General features: G+C 60.8%; 15 protein-coding genes. 3 read left to right on the plus strand and 12 right to left on the minus strand.

All coding sequences use genetic code 11. The features are described from left to right. Positions 1 to 8 precede the first annotated feature (8 nt). Entirely contained in the window at positions 9 to 1,925 is a 1,917-nt protein-coding gene (locus PQQ52_RS14890) for an SMP-30/gluconolactonase/LRE family protein (RefSeq protein WP_408212371.1), read from the minus strand. Between the two features lie 468 nt (positions 1,926 to 2,393). Continuing rightward, positions 2,394 to 3,275, minus strand: coding sequence for a LysR family transcriptional regulator (locus tag PQQ52_RS14895; RefSeq protein ID WP_408212373.1), 882 nt, complete (start codon positions 3,273 to 3,275; stop codon positions 2,394 to 2,396). A gap of 116 nt (positions 3,276 to 3,391) precedes the next feature. On the opposite strand from PQQ52_RS14895, the gene PQQ52_RS14900 reads away from it, so the two are divergent. Further along, positions 3,392 to 4,270, plus strand: a complete 879-nt coding sequence (locus PQQ52_RS14900) for an NmrA/HSCARG family protein (protein ID WP_408212376.1) — start codon at positions 3,392 to 3,394, stop codon at positions 4,268 to 4,270. Positions 4,271 to 4,380: 110 nt separating this feature from the next. Then, positions 4,381 to 5,022, plus strand: coding sequence for an alanyl-tRNA editing protein (locus PQQ52_RS14905; RefSeq protein ID WP_408212378.1), 642 nt, complete (start codon positions 4,381 to 4,383; stop codon positions 5,020 to 5,022). Positions 5,023 to 5,070: 48 nt separating this feature from the next. Here PQQ52_RS14905 and PQQ52_RS14910 read toward each other — a convergent pair whose 3' ends face one another. From PQQ52_RS14910 to PQQ52_RS14940, 7 genes are all read right to left on the minus strand, one after another. After that, on the minus strand, positions 5,071 to 6,417 hold the full coding sequence (locus PQQ52_RS14910) for a serine hydrolase domain-containing protein (RefSeq protein WP_408212381.1): 1,347 nt from the start codon (positions 6,415 to 6,417) through the stop codon (positions 5,071 to 5,073). Positions 6,418 to 6,521: 104 nt separating this feature from the next. Further along, on the minus strand, positions 6,522 to 6,893 hold the full coding sequence (locus PQQ52_RS14915) for a BON domain-containing protein (protein WP_408212383.1): 372 nt from the start codon (positions 6,891 to 6,893) through the stop codon (positions 6,522 to 6,524). A 75-nt stretch (positions 6,894 to 6,968) separates the two neighbouring features. Continuing rightward, complete coding sequence (locus PQQ52_RS14920) at positions 6,969 to 8,027, minus strand: porin (RefSeq protein WP_408212386.1); 1,059 nt, start codon at positions 8,025 to 8,027, stop codon at positions 6,969 to 6,971. 103 nt (positions 8,028 to 8,130) lie between these two features. Next, on the minus strand, positions 8,131 to 9,435 hold the full coding sequence (locus PQQ52_RS14925) for an MFS transporter (RefSeq protein WP_408212387.1): 1,305 nt from the start codon (positions 9,433 to 9,435) through the stop codon (positions 8,131 to 8,133). Between the two features lie 55 nt (positions 9,436 to 9,490). Beyond that, positions 9,491 to 10,588: a CaiB/BaiF CoA transferase family protein gene (locus tag PQQ52_RS14930; RefSeq protein WP_408212390.1), complete on the minus strand. Its 1,098-nt coding sequence runs from the start codon at positions 10,586 to 10,588 to the stop codon at positions 9,491 to 9,493. A 55-nt stretch (positions 10,589 to 10,643) separates the two neighbouring features. Further along, positions 10,644 to 11,825, minus strand: coding sequence for an acyl-CoA dehydrogenase family protein (locus PQQ52_RS14935; protein ID WP_408212392.1), 1,182 nt, complete (start codon positions 11,823 to 11,825; stop codon positions 10,644 to 10,646). A gap of 11 nt (positions 11,826 to 11,836) precedes the next feature. Next, complete coding sequence (locus tag PQQ52_RS14940) at positions 11,837 to 13,390, minus strand: AMP-binding protein (RefSeq protein WP_408212394.1); 1,554 nt, start codon at positions 13,388 to 13,390, stop codon at positions 11,837 to 11,839. Positions 13,391 to 13,488: 98 nt separating this feature from the next. Here PQQ52_RS14940 and PQQ52_RS14945 point away from each other — a divergent pair, with 98 nt between their 5' ends. Next, on the plus strand, positions 13,489 to 14,379 hold the full coding sequence (locus PQQ52_RS14945; protein WP_408212397.1) for a LysR family transcriptional regulator: 891 nt from the start codon (positions 13,489 to 13,491) through the stop codon (positions 14,377 to 14,379). Positions 14,380 to 14,522: 143 nt separating this feature from the next. Here the strand turns inward: PQQ52_RS14945 and PQQ52_RS14950 are convergent, their stop codons facing one another. From PQQ52_RS14950 to PQQ52_RS14960, 3 genes are all read right to left on the minus strand, one after another. Next, on the minus strand, positions 14,523 to 14,969 hold the full coding sequence (locus tag PQQ52_RS14950; protein WP_408212399.1) for a hypothetical protein: 447 nt from the start codon (positions 14,967 to 14,969) through the stop codon (positions 14,523 to 14,525). 365 nt (positions 14,970 to 15,334) lie between these two features. Next, positions 15,335 to 17,137 carry an NAD(P)/FAD-dependent oxidoreductase gene (locus PQQ52_RS14955; protein ID WP_408212402.1) on the minus strand — a complete coding sequence of 601 codons (1,803 nt, stop codon included), beginning with the start codon at positions 17,135 to 17,137 and terminating at the stop codon, positions 15,335 to 15,337. Between the two features lie 81 nt (positions 17,138 to 17,218). Next, on the minus strand, positions 17,219 to 18,361 hold the full coding sequence (locus PQQ52_RS14960; RefSeq protein ID WP_408212405.1) for a GAF domain-containing protein: 1,143 nt from the start codon (positions 18,359 to 18,361) through the stop codon (positions 17,219 to 17,221). Positions 18,362 to 18,476: the final 115 nt, after the last annotated feature.

Below are 18,476 nucleotides of genomic sequence, written 5' to 3' on the forward strand. Positions count from 1 at the left end.
CAAACCGATCAAGGCGTCCAGCGATAAACAATCATGCTGGAACCGTTGTAATTATCTTTCGTGATCACGTACTCACCGGCCGCCCTAAGGTAAGCCCTTAGACCGTACATCGAATCCACGTCGTTGCCCACGTCCACCGTACCCGCGCTCGAGTTGATCAGCGTCGTATCCAGGTTGCCGGTCGTGAGGTTGAAGGCGTCGATGTTGGGCACCGTATGCACGTAGCCAACGAAAAGATAATTCCCGGCGGCCGTGATCGATTTGGGATTGGCACTGGTGAGGGTGATCACGGGATTGGGCTTCGTCGTATTGCCCGCACTCCAGCCGTGATACACCTCGATCCTCGATTGAATCGCCGTCCAGTCCCAGCTCCCGGCAATGCCTTGCGCGAGAATCATGGTGTCGCTCTCCGGCAGGTAGATGATGCGTGTCAACGGCCGGATGCTCTGCGGAATGGAGATGGCGATCCCCGGCCCCCATGTCGGCTTGCCTTCACCATCGAAACTGGTCAGCGGGTAATGGTAAATGTGATTCGTTCTGTCCAGGCCCGCCCAGACGTCTCCCCGGCTATCGATGCAAAATCCGCCTGTAACCGATTGCGTCGCATTGAACGCGGTGCCAGGAATCGACGCGTCCGGAATGGCGATGTAGCCGCTCGCCGGATTGAAATGGAAGAAGTAGAAGATGGCGGGGTTCTGGCCTGATGCGACGAGTATCCGGTTTCCGCCGACGCTGACGAGCTGACCGAAATGCTCGTCGCGCTGGGTGTCGTTCATGTTGAGGCGTGGATCGGACGGATAGCTGAACGGGTCGACGGTATTCGCGACAAACGTGCCGCCAGTCGTGCCGGTGTAAATGTTGGTGCCACTATAGAAGTAGGTGGCGTCCGTAACCGGGTCCGGCGCGGCGACCGCCTCGAAGTTGAGGGACTGAAGCTTCCATTGCAGAACGCCGGCACTGTTATACGCATGAAGGTCGGTGCCGCCATTGCGGCCGAGGTCCCAGCCTCCGCCCCATGGGTTGTTGAGCACATACAGGGTGCCGGCTGCGTCTTTGCCTATGCCGACCACGCGAGTGAAGCGCTTGTCGCCAACCTGGCCTTTGATGCCTGTGGTGGAGTCGAGATATCCGCCCTGAATGCCGAACGTGCCGACCAGGGTCGGCGTACCCGAGATGGTGTAGAGCTTGATATTCATGTCAGGGCCCTGGTCGCCAACCATGAGCTGTCCTGACGATGCATCGAAGTACAGCGCGGACGGTCGCGAGGCCGCGGGCATCTGAATGGTGTTCAGCAGCGCACCGGCCGGACTGAATTCAACGATTGTGGCCGCGCTTTGCTGCGCGACCCAAAGATTGCCCGCGCTATCCAAAGCGAGCGCACCTGGACTCGATACGCTGATGTCCTGCTGCCATACGCCGTCAGTGGTGTAGACCCGCACGCGGTTGCCCAAAACATCGCTCGCATACAGGAGGGAGCCGGTTGTTGCGAGTCCGGTGATGACGTCGGCCCGTTTGACTGCGTTCCACGTGCTCACGGGGATGAGGAGATCGCGTTTCTGAGTCGCGCGGTTGTATCGTCCCACCGCCCCGCTGCCGTATGAGGTGCTGTACTGCAACGCCGCGAAGATCGAGGTGGCATTCCCCGTGATGGCCCCACCCTGAAACTCGCTGTTGATTCCAATGGAACCGATGCTTTGGCCGTTCTGGTATATCGCGACGCCACCCTCGTTTTCATCCCATAGGGAAGCCGTGTAGATCACGCCTTCGGGCGCGACCCACATCGAGCGCGCGGCGTTGCCCACATGCGTGGCAAGGGTGCCGAATGTATTCGCCAGCCAGTCGGTCGTGTATTGCGCCTGACACACTGGTGCAATCACGGTGATCAGTACGCCAAGCAGTGCAGCACGAATTCGCTTTTTAACCATGAGTGATGCTCTCCTGACAGTGGTTCCTCGATAACATCAATCACCGTAAATCATCGAGTGAAACGTGAGAAATGCAGCAAGCATATGTTTGCCCGCCATTCGAAAATTCGCGAGTATCGCTCAGGTTATTGCTATTGCGTGTCAAATAAAATTCTAAAAAAAATCATAATTAATGAGCGCGTAAGACCCCGACCATCCGCCCGGAGACCGTTACGCGCTATTGATTTGGCTGAAGCGATTCGAGATATAGTCTCGCGCTCCCGATGTCAGTGAATCAGACGCCGATGTATTTTCGCCATGGCAAATGACAGACATTCGATTGCGCCAGACTTTTTCAGCGCAATGCTTGTCAGCCGTTGCGCATATCTATCGGCAAAATGGACTGACGCTCAATGTCCGCGGCCTGGTAAATGACGCCGGTATGCTTCGTGAATTTCGACGCGCTTGTCAGGTTCACGAAGCGGTCTGTCAGAGACTGACTGAGTCCGGTTTCAGCATGTCCATAAACGCCCGGACCTTGGCGCTCAGCAAACGGCGCGAACTATAAAGGGCCCAGATTTCCACGGGCGAACCCGCCTCCGCCCCCCAGCAAACGAGTCGTCCCGTCTGCACATCCTGCTCGACCAGCAAGCGAGGCAGGAGCGCCGCGCCCACGCCCTGCAGCACCGCTTCACGCGCCATCAATAGCGACGACATACGCAGCACCGGCATCGGCTTGATGACTCTCACACTGCCGCCTTCGGCCCGCATGTTCCAGAGCACGCCAGATGGCGCCGCGAGCAACATGACCGCCGGCACCTGCAGCTCGTCTGCTTCGCTTGCGGTCACCGACGGTATCGACATGGTCGGCGAAGCGACCACAAGGCGCTCGTCACTGAGAATGCGCCGTCCTACGAGCTGCTCATCATGCGACGGATTGATCCGGATCACGAGGTCGTACCCGTCCTCTACCGGATCCGAGACACGGTCTTCCGCAATGACTTCGAGCTCGACCTGCGGATACGACAGTGCAAAGCGCGCCGCGATCTGGCACAGCACGACATGCGCGAAAACGACCGGCGCGCTGATGCGCAACCGCCCGCGCGGAACGGGTGCATGCGACGCGACCGCTTCACCCGCCTCCTGAATCTCCGTCATGAGCCCGCGCGTGCGCTCGTGAAGAGCGAGACCTTCCTCGGTCAGACGCAGCCTGCGCGCGCCCCGCTCGATCAGCCGCACGCCGAGGTCCTCCTCCAGTTCAGCCACACGCCGCGACAGCGTGGCCTTGGGGCGGTCGAGCGCGCGGCTGGCCGGCCCGAAGCCGCCGTGCAGCGCGACGGCATTGAAATCTGCCAGTGACGTTAAATCCATGATCGTTCCATATACGAGACGAGATGTCTTGATTCTGGCACTTTCGGTCGTCCAATGGAACGACTATTGTTCGTCTCACGGACTTACCCAGTCCACTCAACCCCAAGGAGAACATCATGGCAATCCTCGTAACCGGCAGCACAGGCGTGATCGGCAAGCAGGTTCTCGACCATCTGAACGGCAGCGGTGCAGAAGTTCGGGCACTGACCCGCTCGCCGGAGAAAGCGCAATTCCCCGACGGTGTCACCGCGGTCAAGGGCGACCTGGCCGACATCGACGCAGTACGGCGCGCAATGAACGGCGTCAGCACGTTATTCCTGCTGGCTCCCAACGCCGCGGATGAACTGACCCAGGCCCTGCAGACCCTGAGCGTGGCGCGGGAGTCCGGCGTAAAAGGCATTGTTTATCTGTCGGTTTTCAAGGGCGCGGAGTATGTGGACGTGCCGCACTTCACCGGCAAGCACACGGTCGAGCGCATGATCGAGCACGACAACCTGCCGGCGACAGTGCTACGTCCCGCCTATTTCATCCAGAACGACGTGAGGCAGAAAGACCCGCTGCTGACGCACGGCGTCTACGGTATGCCGATTGGCGGCAAAGGCATTTCAATGGTCGACGTGCGTGATATCGGTGAAGCCGCGGCACGCGAACTCCTGCGCCGCGAGCGCGCCGCCAATGCGCTGCCGCGTGAAACATACGAGCTCGTGGGTCCTGATGCCCTGACTTCGGACACCATCGCTGCGATCTGGGCCGAGGCGTTGGGCCGTTCGGTCCGCTACGGCGGCGACGATCTCGACATTCTCGAACAGCGTCTCAAGGCAGTCGCACCAGGCTGGCTCGCCTACGACATGCGCCTGATGATGCGTCGTTATCAACAGGACGGCGCGGTCGCTTCGAAAGCTGAAGTGGATCGTCTGGCTACGCTGCTCGGACGGCAACCGAGGTCCTATCGGGACTTCGCGGTTGCAACGGCCGCCGCGTGGGCGAAGGGTTGATTGATCAGGAGGGGCGAACGCGCAGGTTCATACCGCAAGTTTGTACAAGTCGCTGGGGTTCGCCCTCTGTAGCATGTCCGCCAACAAACGTCGTTTCATCAAGGCACGGCATGACACAAAAAGTATTCTGGAGCGCACCGTATCAGACGGAACTCGATACGGTGATAACCCAGCTCGACGGCGATCGGGTACAGGTCGAAAAGACGATCTTCTTTGCCTTTTCGGGTGGGCAAGAGAGCGATGCCGGGACGCTCGGTGGTTACCCGGTTCTGTTGGCGGAAAAGCACGGGCAAGACATTCTCTACACACTGCCACCCGACCATACCCTCACGGTCGACGACCGCGTGACGGTGTGCATCGACTGGGATAGGCGCTATCGGTTGATGCGCCTCCACTTTGCGGCCGAGATGATCCTTCAGATGGTCTACCGACATCGTCCGGGAATAGAACGCATTGGTGCTCACATATCGCCGGACAAAGCACGAATCGACTTTGCCAGCGACGTCAGCGTCGCGCCACTGTTGCCCATTATCGAGCAGGAAGCGATTGCGCTTATCAGCCATGACCACCCGATCCTGACTGCGTTTAGCGACGAGAAAGCCGAACGCAGGTTCTGGGAAGTCGAAGGCTTCGCCCGAATGGGATGTGGGGGTACGCATCCACGCTCGACCGCCGAGATCGGTGCGCTGAAACTCAAGCGCAAAAACACGGGGAAGGGAAAGGAGCGTGTTGAAATTACGCTCCTTCAGTAGCGCTCCCAGCACGCGCCCATGCGCCGATCAAGAAGGCAAGTTCCGCGTTCAGGATCCAAGGGCGGCTTTGATCGCACGCGCCGCCGCATCCAATGCTTCGGCAGTGGCAAGTGGCGCGCGAGGGATGGCGTTGCCCGCCGCGGCGCTCGTCGGGCGCGCGGCTTGATCCGGATACGAGGAGAACTTGACGATCGTGATGCCGGCTTTTGGATTCACGAGAATCGATTGGCCAAATCGTCCGCCGGCCGCGAATGACCGGTCACCGTCGTTCACCTGGTACCAGTAGTCATGATACGAATAGCCGGGATGCCCTGCGGCAAGATTGCCCTTCGCGAATGCGCCAGCGTTGTCAGTGGGTTTTAAGGCAAGACGAATCGACGAAACCGGGAAGAGCGTAGAAGCGCCAGCCGCTCCCTTGCGCATCAATTCGCCGAAGCGAGCGGCATCGCGCAGCGTCGTATTGAAGCCGCCGCTTGCCATTTCCGTGCCTGTGCGATCCACGACGACGTCACCGTCATCTTCAGCGATTTTTTGCCATATTGAACGCGATACCATCTCGCTCCACGATAAGCCGGTAATGCGCCGGAGCGCCCAGGCAACCGCTTCCGGCGAGCCATTCTGGTAGTACCACATGGCACCCGCTGCCGCATTCGGCGTCGGATGCGTCACCTTCAGAAAATCGTAGATGCTGTCCGGTGCATCGCTGCGCCGGGGGATGAATCCTACGGCGCCAAAGAGACCGAGATCCGGTGGCAGATCTGCCGGATAACTGACCGGCACCTCCATATCGAGGTTCTGCTGCACGGTGGCGTCCCCAAATGCGGTGCCCGCCAATTCAGGGACGTACGCGGACAATTTCGCTTCCGGGTTGAGCTTCCCTTCATCGATCAATTGCGTGGCAAGCAGTCCCGTCACCGATTTGGTCATGGACGCCCACGCGTGAGTCTGATGCGGCGTATAGGAATTGAAGTAGCCTTCGTAGACGATCTTTCCATCGTGAATAACGATGAACCCATCGGTATAGGTTCGCCGCAGATAATCGCTGAGACTCAACGTCGTTCCATCCACGGTGAACTGCACTTTGTCGGGATCGAGCGTGGACGCTACTGGCAAAGGCATCGGCACACGCGCATGCTCGACATTGGCCGTCGGCATCATCACGCGCGTGTTGCGCAGCGCCCAGCCAAGGTTGGGAAAGCGCAGGGAGTTCGCCTTGGTTACCAGCTTGTCCGCCGCCGGAGGAAAACCCTGCATGACGCCGAGCTCAACGGGATCCGTGACGGGCGCGGCCATTTGCGCATGCGCGGCTGTCGGCAATATTGTGCCGATGAGCACGGCGGACACGGCAACGCGCAAGCGAATTGTCGAAGCCGCCGAAAGTGTGCTGATGTTCATACGTTTTCTCTTGGTGAGCGGTTTTGCAAGTTTATCGTTATCGTTGTCGCCTTCGCAGCAGCAACTAGGCTCGGCGCAGCACGATACGAGGTTTCTCAACGCCATTAGAGCGACGGCCCGGAAACGCGGACGAAATTCTCCACCGACTTGACACCCTCGACTTGCCTTGCGGCATCCGCAGCCAACGAGATTTGCTCGTTGTCGGTGACCGAGCCGTTTAGCGTGACATGCCCGTCGCGAACCTTGACGAGAATGCGGGCCGGGTTCAGTCCGCGGGTTCTTTCGAGCGCGGTAGCAACACGATGGGCAAGCTTCCTGTCCGCAGCTTTCAACGTCTTGGTGCCGGCTACGGTAGAGGCGCTGGAGAACGACGTTCCTTCTGCCGGCGCAGGCGTGGACTGCGCCATTGCATGGCTGGCGAACGCGAGGAGCGCCGCGGCAAACAGAGTATGCAGGCTTAGGTGCGGGTTAATCATGCCGTTCCTTCGGTCAATGTGAACAAGTAGGGAATACAAGCGGAATACAAACGCTCATTACCTCGCCGTGAATGCCTAAAAGCGGGTCATCAGGCCGACTGAAACGCCGGTCAATCCATGCCCGCCAGGATTGAGGCCAAGGGCGGTGACGTTGGCAGGGTCATAGCGATAAGCACCCGAGAAGCCATTGCGATCCACCTCCGCATACAACTCGGTCTGCTTGGAAATGAAATACTCGGCGATCGCAAAAGTCGTGATCTTGTGGCCACTGGCAGCCTGAACGTTGCCTAGGTCGCTGGCGATATCGTCGGTGAAAGCCGCCGTGACCTGGAATGACGGCGTAACCACCCATACCAGGCCACCGCCTGGGATCTTGTCACGGCGCCGGGGAGCGCCCGGGGTCGCGCCGGTGACCGTGAGGTCGGCATAGTTCAGGTAAAGGCGCGCCGGCCCGATCTGCAGCGTACCGCCTGTCTGGAACGTTTGCGCCCACTGCGTCGCGGCGGCGTTGTAGGTCTTCTGATAGGACACGCCGCCAAGCGCGGGTCCCCATTGATACATGGCGGCACCGGAGAAGTTCGTACCGGCGCGGGTATTGCCGGCCACGCCGCCCGGCGAATAGCTGGCGCCGAAGCGCAATCCGCCGACCTGCCCGAGGTACTTGACGGTGTTATTGAAGCGCGAATCGAGCGTGAAATAGTTCGCGCTGTACACAACGCCGGGTTCGATTGCGATGGACGACCCTCGCCCGCCACTGGGATCGATGAGAATGCCAAAGTCTTCGTTGGCGTTCAGTTGCCTGCCGAATGTCAAACGCCCGAAATCGCCAGTCAAACCGACAAAGGCCGCCTGAGAAAACAGCGTACCCGAGGTCTTTACTGCGCCAGTGCCGCTGCTGAACGAGCCCTCGAGCTTGAAGATCGCCTTGAGACCGTTGCCCAAGTCCTCTTTGCCGGTAAAGCCGAACTGATTGCCGGCGATGATATTGTTGTTGAAGCCAACTACGCTACCGCCCTTGGCACCATTCGTCCATCGGAGACCACCGCCGATGTCGCCGTACAGCGTGACGCTCGATTGCGCATAGGCCGCACCGGAAAGCACACTCATCAGCGCCACATACAAGACCTTCTTCATACGTCTCCTTGATTATTCTATCTATATTCATATGGATAACTAATAAAGCAGTGAACTGTCGCGCATCCGAGGTACGCGACGAGAAACAGTCTTGCTGATGCCGTCAGCCCCGCTCGACCAGGTTGAGCTCCGCCGGCACGTGTGTCATGCCGGGGGCCAGGCGGCGTTGCGAGCGCTGCGGGTCGAGGCAGAAAGCGCAGAGCACGCCGCACCCCAGCAGCACCACGCCGCTCGCGACGCTCGCCTCTTCGAACCCGACAGCAGTCGAACGTCCCGCGCCTTCGATCAACAAGCCGGTCACGATCGGCGCGGCAAGTCCGGCGAGTGACGAAAAACCGTTGCTGAGCGCGAGAATGCCGCCACGCTGTGAATCAGGTGTCACTTCGCCGAGCATGGCCGGCCCAATCGAGTACGTCACGAGCGTCATGCCGCTGCCGAGCGTCAGCAAAACGAACCTGAGCATCGGCGGGAGACCTGGCCACGCCAGTGAGGCAAGCAATGCTCCCGCCACAATGAGCGTTACCGTCAGGAAGCCGCCACGCCCAACCCGCGACGGCACGCCGCGCGCCAGCAGGCGCTGGGACAGCCAGGCCAGGCCCAGACTCAGCGGCGCGGTAATCGCCACGAACAACGCGAACATTCTGCCCGCCGTCTGCGGTGCGTAGCCCATCCCAAGCTGCAGCCAGGTCGGCGTCCAGGTGAGCGTCATCGCGAGAATCCAGTTTGCAGCGAAATGCCCTGCGAAAACGCCCAGGACCGTTCGGTCCGTCAGCAGCAGCGCGTACGGAACACGCGCGGAGTGGTCCGATCGCACCGGACTCGACAGTTTCCCTTCGGCGCCGAACACGAGCCACGCGACACACCAGAGGCCGCCGAGTGCGGACAGCACCAGAAAATTGGCTCGCCAACCCCAATGCGCGGTAATAGCCGGAATCGTGAGACCTGCCACCAGCAAGCCAAGCGCGCTGCCCTGATGAAGGACCGCGACAGGCAGGTTGCGCTTTGCATCGGGAAACCACTTGTAGAGCGCATGCACGGCAACCGGCGACGCAGGCCCTTCGCCCGCGCCAAGCAGGACACGGCACGCGATCACGCTCCAGATCGAACCGGCAACGAGCATCGGCAATTGCAGCACGGTCCATGCGCCGGCCATCAGCAGCAACAGCCATTTTGTCGACGCGCGATTCGCCGCGAGCCCGCCGAGCACGGCGGAGATCGAGAACAGCCAGTTGAGACTGCCGCCGATCAGCCCGAACTGCGTGGGCGACAGATGAAGCTCGCGCATCATCGGTACGGATACGAGGCCAAGCACAACCTTGTCCAGAAAGTTCACGAGCATCATCAAGGCCAGCATGATCGCGATGGACCACGCCCGCCAGGGCCGATACCGGCTTTGTTCGGTTGCCATTCGGTTTGTCTCCATGATTGTCGGAACGTCTTCGCGTCCCTGGTATTGCGTTGCCTCAGCCGTCGTGCTGACCGAGCAGGGGGACGATATCGCCTGCGTCGGGCAGACCCGCGGAGAACTTCACGGGAAAGCGCACCGCCATGGATCCGTCGTGAGCGAACTCGCGGACCATGCCGCGTGCGCACACGTGCGGATCGAGAAACAGCTCGCGTGCGTCAAGCAGCGGCGAAACCGGCAGGTCGAAAGTCTCCAGCGTTGCGAGCCATTCGGCAAGCGTGCGCGCCAGGAACATGTGCGCGAGCAACGCGTTGACCTCGCGCTTGAACTGCTGCCTGCCAAGGCGCGACGCGAACCGGTCGTCCATCAGCGCAGGGTAGTCGGCACCGAGTGCTTCGCGCAGCGTCAACCAGAACTTGTTTTCCAGAATGCCTAGCGCGAGATGCCGTCCGTCCCGGGTTTCGAAAATGTCGTTCTCAGGCATGACCGTCGGCGATGCCAGCGGCTCCTCTGCATAGTCGCGCGACGTCCACGCGGCAGGCGCTGTCCACGCCATCACACAGTCGTGAATCGACACGTCGAGATGCTGGCCACGGCCATTCTGACGTGCGCTGAGAACCGCCACGGCCAGCGCGAGCGCGGCATGACTCGACGCAGCATAGTCCGCGAGGCGAACCCGTGGACGCGAGACACGGTCGTTCACCTGAACCGGCGTCGACCAGAAGCCGCCGAGCGCCAGATAGTTGAGATCGTGGCCAGGCAGCGCCGAATACGGCCCGCTCTGCCCGAACCCGGATATCGAGCACATGACGATGCGCGGGTTCACCTCGGCGAGCGTGGCGTAGTCGAGTCCGAGCCGCTGCATGACGCCTGGCCGGAAGCCTTCCACGACCGCATCCGCGTCCCGGATCAAATCGAGAAGCGTCGCTTTGCCGGTGGCGCTCTTCAGATCGAGCGCGACCGAGCGCTTGCCGCGGTTGAGCTGCGCGAAAACCGTGCCTCCAAGTTGCCGCGCCGGATCGCCCGTGCCCGGCGGTTCGACTTTGATGACGTCCGCACCCAGTTGCATCAGCATTGACGTGGCATGCGGCCCTGGCAACAACTGACTCAGATCGACAATCTTGACGCCGTTCAGGCATGACCAGTCGGGTTTCATCTACATCGTTTCCTTGCAAAAAGTGCGGCGTGCGTCTGCGTACCGTGTTGGTCTGTCATGCCGCCGTGCCGGCAGGGTCGAGAATCACCCGGGCGATCGTATTGCGCTGAATCTCGCTCGTGCCAGTGAAGACACGGAACATGCGCAGTTTGCGGAAGGTCTGCTCGATCGGATGATGACGCGTCACCCCGACGTTGCCGTGAATCTGCACGGCCTTGTCCGCGATTTCAAAGCAGCGTTCCGACACGAACAGCTTGCAGGCTGCAGCCTTCATGCGCAGATCGGCGCCGGCATCGGCGAGCACGGCCGTCTGCGCGATCATGCTTTCGCACGCCCACAGCGCCGCAGCCATATCGGCGAGCATGTGCTGGATCGCCTGAAAGCGTGCGATCGGGCCACCGAACTGCCGGCGCGTACGCGCGTAATCGAGCGACGCTTCATAGGCCGCGGTGGCAAGGCCGAGCATTGTCGGACAGTGCATCAGCCGGTTGACATTGATACGCGACATGCCGAGCTTGAACCCGTTGCCTTCGCCGCCGAACACGTTCGCGCGCGGCACGCGAACGTCGACGAAGCGGATGTCCGCATCAATGTGCTGTCCCGACATCGGCACGTATTGCTGTTCCACCGTCACGCCGGGCAGATCGAGATCGACAAGCACCGCGGTGATGGCAGGCGGCGTGGTCGTTGCGTCCGTCACGCACATGACGATCGCGAAGTCGGCGAACGGTGCGCCGCTGATGTAATGCTTGACGCCATTGATCACCAGTTCGTCGCCATCCACGACCGCCGTGGTGGCAATGCTCTGCGCGTCCGAGCCGGAGTGCGGTTCGGTCAGCGCGAAGCAGGTCGACTTCTCGCCACGAATCACCGGGTCGAAATAGCGCGCGAGCTGATCCGCGCTCGCGTACCTGAGCATGTTGCCGACCCGCGGCGGGCCGCCCAGGTCGCCGAGCACATGCGGCGCGAGCGCGGAACCGGACGCAGCAAGGTCCGCCTTGAGCGCGCACTGCTCGAGAATCGAGAGCCCCTTGCCGCCCAGCTGGACGGGCAGGCATGCCGCGTAGAAACCGAGTGCGGCGGAACGGCGCCATACGCGGCGCAGCGTCTCGCGCGGCCAGACGTCCTCGCTGCCGAGGCCAAGCTCCTGCTCCATCGGCTGCAATTCTTCCGCGACGAAGCGGCGAATGCCCTCGCGGGTTTCGACGAACGCCGGATTATTCAGGGAATCGAACATAAGCTTCCTCTTCAATTGATTCGACGCGAGACACCGTGCCAGTACTGCTCGCGAACCAGCTTGCGGGCGATCTTTCCGCTCGCGTTCTTGGGCAGATCTGCAACGAAGTTCACGGTACGGGGGAGCTTGTAGTCAGCGAGCCGCGCGCGGCAATGGGCGATGATCTCGTCCGCGACCGTGTTGCGTCCGCTCTTCAGCACGACGACGGCCTTCACGCTTTCTCCCCACTTCTCATCGGGAACGCCAATCACGCACGCTTCCATGATGTCGGGATGCTGATAGAGCGAGGCTTCGACCTCGGTCGGATAAACATTGAAGCCGCCGGAAATGATCATGTCTTTCTGACGATCGACGAGGTAGATGTACCCTTCTTCGTCGACGCGCGCGAGATCGCCGGTCCGCAGCCAGCCGTTGACGAGCACTTCGCGCGTGAGCTCCGGCGCGCCCCAGTAACCTTGAAACACGTCTGCGCCGCGAATGACGATTTCGCCCATCGCATCCCCGGTGACCTCGCGGCCGTGTTCGTCAACCACGAGAACTTCGGTCTCGCCCGTAGGTCGCCCGCATGACGCGAGCCGCTCGGGGCGATGCGCCATCGCGTCGGCATGATCGGCGATGGAAAGACGCGTAACGCCCGAGGTCGACTCGCTCGCGCCGTAACCTTGCGACAACACGGGACCGATACGCGTCCACGCTTCCTGAATGCGCGCCGGCGCCATCGGCGCCGCACCGTAGCCGAGCATCTTCAGGCTCGTCAGATCGGCGGTGTCCAGTGCGGGATCGTTAAGAAGCATGTTGATCATCGCCGGCACCATGAACACGTGCGTGATCCGCAGCCGCGCGATTTCCCGCAGAAAGTGCGCGGGCTCGAACGTGTCGAACAAGACGAGCATGGCGCCCGAATACAGGTACGGCTGCATCAGCATGCCGGACGCGTGGGTGACCGGACCGATCAGCGCGAGCCGGTCGCCGGGTTTCGCCGGACAATCCATGCCCTGCAGGATCTTGCGCAGCGACGCGAGGCGGTTGCCATAGGTCTGCATGGCCGCCTTGATCTTGCCGGTCGAGCCAGAGGAGAAGTGCAGCACGGCGAGATCGTCGGACGACAATGCGACATCGGGCAGATGTGGGCTGGCACGCGAGATCAGTGTTTCGTAATCGGCGTATCCGTTAGCAGGCGCGCCGAGCGAAATGAACGACTCGACCGAACCGAATCCTGGCGACGCGCGGTCGTAAGCGGTGAATCCCTCGCCTGCGATCATGACGCGCGGCGTGCAATTCTCGACAACGTCAGCCGCTTCGTGCACCGTGAAGCGCGGATTCAGCGCGGCCTTGACGAGCCCAGCCTTGTACAGCGCGCATTCGATTTCCACCAGCTCGGTGCAGTTACGAGCCTGAACCGCAACCCGGTCGCCTTTCGCGAGCCCCAAGCCGAGTAATGCATTCGCCAGCAAGGTCGAGCGCTCGTCGAGCTGACGGTATGTCAACTCGCGGTTGCGATGAATGACCGCTACGTTGTCGCCCCAATAACGCGCGGCGCGGCGCAGAAAGTAAGCAAAGCCCAATCGGTGTCTCCTTTATCAATGCTGGCGCTAGTCTGTAAGATGCATGTCATCACTACAATGCGGCGTTGGCTATAAAGCCATAGCCAACAGGAATGACCATGGAGACGCGGGATCTGGATTACCTGCTTGCGGTAGAGGAGCACGGCGGCATCGGCAAGGCCGCGGAGGCGCTGGGCATGAGCCAGCCGGCGCTGACGAAAGCCATCCAGCGTGTCGAGGCGCAGACCGGCCTCGCGCTGTTCCAACGCACGGCGAATGGCGTCGCGCCGACTCAGGCGGGTTCGCGATTCCTCGCGCGTGCGCGCCGGATTGCACTGGAATACGAGGACGCGCTGAAGGAAATGCACGCGATCCGCAGCGGCGAACAGGGTGTGCTGAGTCTTGGCTATTCTCCGACCGTGCCGGCGGCGCTCGTTCTGGGTGCATGTCGCCAGTTGCTGAAGGAACGACCGGCTGCACGCCTGCGGCTGCGGCGCCGGCTTGCGCGCGACCTTGTCGACCTGCTCGTTGCGGGGGAACTCGATCTGATCGTCGCTCCCGAGCCAAACCGGGATGCGGATGAACTATCGTTCGTCGAACTCTTTCGCGACAGCCTTTCTGTGCTCGCCGACGACTCGCATCCGCTGCACCGCAAGCGCAATGTGCGGCTGGCCGATCTGGTGGATCAGGAATGGTTACTACCGGGGCCGACCATCGTGGTTCGGCAGCAAGTGGACGCAGCCTTCGTCAGGCAAGGTCTCTCAGCGCCGAAGCTGCGAGTAGAGACCGACTTCGGCAGCACGTCGTTGCTGCACCTGCTGCGCGGCACGACGATGCTCTGCGTTGCGGGCACCGAATCGTTCGATGCACTCGAAGGACTGCGCGCGCTCAACCTCGACACGAACGAACTCGACTTGCGCCGGCATATCGGCGTGGTCTTCCGGAAGGGGGCTTACCTTTCTCCGCTCGCACAGCGCGCGATGGCGCTTTTAAAGGAATGGACGAGATGAACGGTGCGACGGGCATGACCTATCGAAGCAAACCTCGTTGCGAGGTTTGCGTACGCGTATCCGCGCTCGCGATGCGAGCCGCACGCGAGAACGCGACTTTCGAGCGGCTTCGACGTATCAATCCAAAAGCGTGAGGCTCGGCCTCAATGCCCATTGCAGAAAACGGCTGTGAGAAGAAGCGGAATCACTTCGTGAATAACCGCATCGCTGCCTGCCCTTCGCACGCTCGCCTCAACCGACTCAGCAGAGCCGGTCACCACCACGCCGTACCTTGAGGGTTTGACCGGCTGGCCGCTGCCTTGTTTGAACATGGGATCGTCCGGCTCATACCCGAAGACGGCATAGACATGAAAACCGAATGCCGTCAGGTTACTTCCGCGCGTGGGTCGAAATGCGTTGACCGAGTTCGCCTCAATGCGCATTGGCTTTGGGTCGATCGATTGCTCATTCAGAAGCGGCGCAATGAAATCATGCGGGCTCGACTGGCAGTCCAGTTGCGTGTCGAGCGCATAAGCATTGCACACGGCTGAAGGAAATCCCACGCCCAGCAATGCAAGGCAAGTCAGCGTACGGAGAACGGACAGTTTCATCGTAGTGGCGCGATCGTTCTGCTGGCGTGCGCGAAAAGCTCGAGGACATGCGGCAGCAGATCGTTAAGACTTCAGAATCGTACGGCTGGCCGGCCACGTCTGTACGGTGACGCGCAGACTGGTCAAAACCGGCGAACAGCGAACAGCGAGCGCGAGCACGGGCACGGGCCAACACGTCTGCGATCATTCCGTTCATGCCGCACGATGTGCAGGCTTTTCTCTCAGGGCGCGTCCTGCTTCATGCGGGAAGGCGACGCGCTGAACAACGTCAGCGGCAACCGTATTGCGTCGATGCGCGTCACTCCCCCACCCCGGTTTCTTAACCTTCGGATCGAAGTGGTCCGCGCATCGACACCACGCTGGCGTCAGGAAACGTGATGCACTTCCTGCAAGCCATAAACCGGCGTCGCGATGCCCTCCATGCGCGCCTTCAATTGCAGCGATAAATATTGCGAGTAGTGGCGCGACTGATGCAGGTTGCCACCATGGAACCACAAGGCAGACTGCTGCGTGGGCTTCCACATGTTGCGTTGTTCGCCTTCCCATGGCCCTGGGTCTTTTGTCGTATTCGAACCCAGCCCCCACACCTTGCCCACTTTATCCGCCACTTCTCGCGAGATGAGATCGGCGGCCCAGCCGTTCATCGATCCGTAGCCCGTTGCATAGACGACGAGACCCGCCTCGAGCTCGGTGCCGTCGCTTAGCAGGACAGAGTGCTCCTTGAGTTCGACCACATCCACGCCGCTTTTCAGCTTGATCTTGCCGTCTGCTACAAGGTCGGCTGCTCCAACATCAATGTAATAGCCCGACCCGCGCCGAAGATATTTCATGAAGAGCCCCGAGTCGTCGTCGCCGAAGTCGAGCATGAAACCCCGCTTTTGCAGACGGTCGTAGAACTCGGCGTCGCGCTCTCTGATCGCATCGAATACGGGCTTTTGAAACGTGTGCAGGATCTTGTACGGGATCGATGCAAACGTCAGGTCGGCTTTCGACGTCGTCATACCTGACGCCACCGCGCGCTCGGAATAGAGATCGCCGAGCGCAAGCTCCATCAGCGAATCAGACTTCACGATATGCGTGGACGAACGCTGAACCATCGTGACGTCGACGCCCGCCTCCCACAACGCCGCACAAATGTCGTGCGAAGAATTGTTCGCGCCGATCACGACGACTTTCTTGCCCTTGTACGCGTCGGGTCCCGGGTGTTTCGACGAATGATGCTGCTCGCCCTTGAACACATCCATGCCCTTGAACGAAGGGACATTCGGCTTACCCGACATGCCGGTGGCGAGCACAAGCTGCTTTGGCCGCAGCGTCAACGTCTCGCCGTCATGCTCAACCTCGACCACCCATTCAGCCTTCGCCTCGTCGTATCGGGCAGACTTGCAAATAGTCGATCCCCAATAGTTCAGCTCCATGACCTTGGTGTACATCTCGAGCCAGTCGCCGATCTTGTCTTTGGGCGTGAAAACCGGCCAGTTATCCGGGAACGGCAAATAAGGCATATGGTCGTACCAGACTGGATCATGCAGACACAGTGACTTGTAGCGGTTACGCCACTGGTCGCCAGGACGTGGATTTTTATCGACGATGATCGTCGGCACACCCAGTTGCCGCAGACGCGCGCCCAGTCCAATCCCACCCTGCCCGCCGCCCACGATCAAACAGTACGGCTGTTCCGCGCGGCCGAGCGCCTGCGCTTCGGCTTCACGACGTTCCTTCCAGCTCGTGCGATCCATGCGTGCGCCGTGTTCCGCTCCCATCGGACGACGGTTGCCTTTGGGTTCTTCATGGCCCTTCAGTTCACCCATGGTGGTCAGCAAGGTCCAGATCAGGCCATCCTTCACGCGGATAAAACCGCTGCCGCGGGCGACCTCGGTTTCGAACGTGATCCACGCCTGGGCTACGCCGCCGGCTTCGGTCGGTACTTCATTGTCAGCGACGCTCAGCCGGGTGGGTTTAATGGCATCGAGTTGCGCGTCGAGCATGGCGCCGATCTGGTCCCGGCCCTCCATGGTTTTGATATTCCAGGTGAAAGCAACCAGATCGCGCCAATAGCACTCCGGTTGAAACAACGCGACGGCCGCGGCGGTATCACCGCGTTTAAGCGCCGACTCCAGGGATTCCAGAACATGTGTAATGGTCTGGCTTGCTTTATTTTCAGGCATGGCTGCTCCTCCATTCAATACGGATTAGTGAAACGTCGAAGTAATGCGCGGGTTCTTTGCCCGCTGGATAACCGTGGACCGCTATCGCCGGTGAGGCGGGACAATGCCGAACTTCGCGATCCGTCTATAAAGCGTCGCGCGCGAGATGCCCAAGGTTTGGGCTGTCTCGTCCGGGCGCCATTTCGCATCCGTCAGCGCTGCGACGATGCGGTCGCGCTCAAGGGCGTCGATACCGGTGAGTGTGGGTTGCGCCGCGCGGGCGGGATCCCGAGGGTTCGGCGCAGCTTGCCGCTGTGCGCGAAGGACGGGTGGACGAACACGCGCATACAGCGGCGAGCCATTGCCCGCAAATTTCATCGAGACCATGTCGCGACCGGGCCTGACATCCAGAAGACGTTCGGCGCGGACATCGAACAGCTCGGAGACCGGCCGCGGCAGCCGGTCGAGACCTGGCACGCACTCTTTCGCCCGGCGATTGGCCGCGACCGCATTTCCGTGCGCATCGAAGGCGATCAGAATCTCCGGCTGTGCTTCCACGTAGTGGCGATTGCGGTGCGCCAGCAAAACCCAACAATGCGTGGTCGCGTTGAGAAAGAAACTGTCCTCGATCAACACCGCGCCATGACGCACGATGTGGTTGATCAGACGCTGGCTTTCGCGCTCGTCAGGCGAGCGAATCGCGGAGGCATCCAGCACGCCGATCAGTTCGCCTTCCAGTCCGAAGATAGGCGAGGCGCTACAGGTCAACGTAGTAAAAGCAGCGCGAAAATGATCGGTCTTATGAACCGTGATCGGTTGGGAATCGAGCAGCACGGCCGCGACTCCGCAGGTTCCCTCTTCCCGTTCCGACCAGCAGGAGCCCAAATAAAGTCCCGCTCGTTTGAAGTCGTGGCGCCGCTCCCGGTCAACGCGATAATCGATCGTCACGCCCTGCGCATCGGTCAGCATCACGCAGTAGTCCGCTTCGCGAACCGTCTCATGCAGACGCGAAAGACACTCCCCTGAGGCCCGTAAAACGGATTCTTCCCGATGTTGTACGTCGCGTAATTCGGGCGCGGTCAGAATGCGCGGGCCTTTTGTCAGGCCAGGATCGAGATGGTATTGCTCAAGCGAGCGCCAGTACGACGAAGCCAGCCGCGAAGCATCGCCGCCGCGATCAGGCATCCGGCCTTCGATCAACTTGCGGATCCGGTCGATGTGTCTCACTTGCGGAACATAAGGCATGAACGTCTCCGGTCGGCTCGGCGCGCGTCGTTGAGTAGCGCGCTCAGGATGACTTTTAGCATGCAGGTTCCGGAAGGGCACACCGCAGTGCAGCATCAGACAGGATGAGACTTTT

Origin of the sequence: Paraburkholderia sediminicola (assembly GCF_046030555.1) — a bacterium.
Classification (GTDB): Bacteria; Pseudomonadota; Gammaproteobacteria; order Burkholderiales; family Burkholderiaceae; genus Paraburkholderia; species Paraburkholderia sediminicola_E.